Annotated in this window: 3 protein-coding genes; all 3 read left to right on the top strand. The window is 40.4% G+C overall.

Annotated features, from left to right (window positions below; genetic code table 11):
* Nucleotides 1–1,144: hypothetical protein (locus tag WA010_RS08495; protein ID WP_422556698.1), on the top strand; the 1,144-nt coding region annotated here is incomplete at its 5' end.
* 161 nt (nt 1,145–1,305) lie between these two features.
* Nucleotides 1,306–2,034 carry a sulfur oxidation protein gene (locus WA010_RS08490; protein WP_422556697.1) on the top strand — a complete coding sequence of 243 codons (729 nt, stop codon included), beginning with the start codon at nt 1,306–1,308 and terminating at the stop codon, nt 2,032–2,034.
* A gap of 11 nt (nt 2,035–2,045) precedes the next feature.
* A complete protein-coding gene (locus WA010_RS08485; RefSeq protein WP_422556696.1) occupies nt 2,046–2,465 on the top strand; it encodes a hypothetical protein in 420 nt (139 codons plus the stop codon).
* The last annotated feature ends 185 nt before the right edge of the window (nt 2,466–2,650 follow it).

The raw sequence follows: 2,650 nt of genomic DNA, 5'->3' as shown, positions 1-2,650 counted from the left end.
TTCGAATTGTAACCTTGGTGGAATCAAAGGTGTTAGTCTTAGCACTTTGACGCATGACTATTCACAAGCGGTTGAAAAAAACGGCTATGGAATGTTAACAGCAGTTGTTACAGGAATTGACCGTGAAAATAAAGTTGTTCACACCTCTAAAGGCGGTGTTGGTTATGATATCCTCGTTCTTGCTCCAGGGATCGACTATAACTACAAAGGGCAATTCCCAACATGGTCAGATGCAAAAATTGCAAAAGCTAAACGCGTTGCACCGGCAGCATTGGTACCAGGTGGTGAACACGTAGCACTTGATCGTTTGGTTAAAACATTAGATGAAGGTGATGTTGTTATCACGGTTCCTAAAGGAAAATATCGTTGTCCTCCAGCACCGTTTGAGCGTGCAAGTATGATCGCGAATCACATGAAAAAAGAGGGATTAAGCGGTAAAGTTATTATTCTTAATGAAACTGCTGAAATCGCAAAAGGTGCAGCGTTTAAAGAATCTTGGAAAGAACTAAATAACGGTATGGTTGAACACCGTGATAACTGCCGTATCGTAGATGTTGATTTTGATAAAAAAGAGATCACATACGAGCAAACAGCATTCAAAGATAAAGAAGATACCGTTGGTGTAAAAACTACACAAACAATCAAATACGGCATTTTCAATTTTATCCCTCACAATATGTCAAATCCGGTTATCGAGATGGCAGGTGTTGCCGTTACTCCAGATGGCTTCAAAAAAGTTAAAATGGCAACTAGCCCTGAAAAACCGGTATCGTTTGCGACAGCTACCGATAAAAATGTATTTGCAGTTGGTGACGTTGTCGGTCATGCGATTCCTCCAAGCGGTCAATCGGCTATTTGGTCAGGTAAAGAGTGTGCAAAAGAGATCGCTCATGTACTTCACGGTAAATCATACAGTGTTGCATCAGCGCTTCCATATAAAAGTGCAAACGTTTGTTATTCAATGGTCGGTGAAAATCCGGAAGAAGCAATCATGGTTAATCATGAATTTATGGTTGCAGGTCCGGTTATCGGTTCTAAAGGATCGGTTCCAAAAGATGAAGCAACTGGCAAATTCCGTACTAGCGGTCTTGCAAAAGCAACTCATGATTGGTACAAAGGCGCAATGCGCGATTTGTTCAATTAATTTGAACGCTAATGGGAGTAAAACCCCCATTAGCTACGTTAACACTGGGTTTACTTCAGCAGTAGGCTCAGTGCACGATTCTATTATTGTATTTCTACTTGGAATCTAAATCCAAAATCTGCTAAACTTATCTCTCAAAATCACACAATACGGATATTATCATGGACAGAAGAAATTTTTTAAAGGTAGTAGCTGCCGGTGCAACGGTTGTTGCAGTTAACCCTTCATTGATTCGCGGTACACTTTATGCGGATGACGGACGTTTATTTAAGGCGTATGAAAAAACTCAATTGGTAGATGCTGCGGGTAAACCTATTAAAGCGTCAGCTTTGCTAAAAGAGGTTACTTATATTTTTAATTATCCGTATGCGTCAACTCCTTGTATGTTGATCAACTTACCTAAGCCGACGTCACAAAATGTAGAATTAAAATCAGACAGTGCTGAAATGTATACTTGGAAAAGTGGTGTTGGTAAAGAGCGTACGATTGTTTCGTATGTAGCGATTTGTACCCATCAAATGACCCATCCGACGCCGAATGACAGCTTTATTGGATATGTTCCGACTACAGGTAAAACAATGGCGTATGATAAAAGCGGGGTTATTGTTTGTTCTTCCCACCTCTCTGCCTTTGATGCCGGTGCAGGAGCTAAAGTACTCGGTGGTGCTGCAACACAGCCTCTTAATGCTGTTGTGTTAGAACATGCGGCGGATGACACATTGTGGGCTGTCGGTATTTTAGGGCAAGATAAATTTCATGATTATTTCAAAAGTTTCCGTCCGGAGTTAAAAGAGTTTTACGGTGGACCGGCTGAGGCGAAGAAATTGGTCTCGATCTCGGCAAAAACCGTTAAGCTCACTGAATTTTCGAAAGAAATTATCCAATACTAAAAGGGGAATAGATGAAAAAAACTTTAGTAGCCCTAATGGCAGGAACACTATTGGTTGGTTCATTGGAAGCAGCCACACCTAATAAAAAAGATCCTAGATTGGAACTGATGCAGGATATGCGTACCATGTTGGACGCTATGGAGCAAATCCAACGCGGCGGTTTGTACAGCTCTACCGATGAGATGAAAGCCGGAGTTAAAAAACTTCAAGGAACGCTCAAATCACTGGAAAGTGAAGAGGTAAAAGTTATTTTGCCGAAAGACCAAGTGTATGCGTATAAGTTTGCACAAAAAACAGCACAAATGTTACGTATGTATTCGGATGATATGATTGTTTCGATTGAAGGGGGTAAAATGGACAATGCATTGGATGATTACACTCAATTACTCAAACAATGTACTTCGTGCCATATCCGTATTCGTAACTGGTAAAACCCTCTCTTTCTTATCGTCATCCCCGACTTGATCGGGGATCCATCTTAATTATTTTTTCATTATCCAACCATTTCTTTTTATTACGCCAATTCAAGTAGTAAGTGCAACACACGGTTAAGCTACAGAATAAGATTTCGTAATTGTAGCAAAGAACACTTCTGAAGGTGTTTTATATCCCAATA

It is taken from the genome of Sulfuricurvum sp. (genome assembly GCF_049305995.1).
In the GTDB taxonomy this organism is placed as follows: domain Bacteria; phylum Campylobacterota; class Campylobacteria; order Campylobacterales; family Sulfurimonadaceae; genus Sulfuricurvum.
This window is presented reverse-complemented; position numbering and strand designations above follow the sequence as displayed.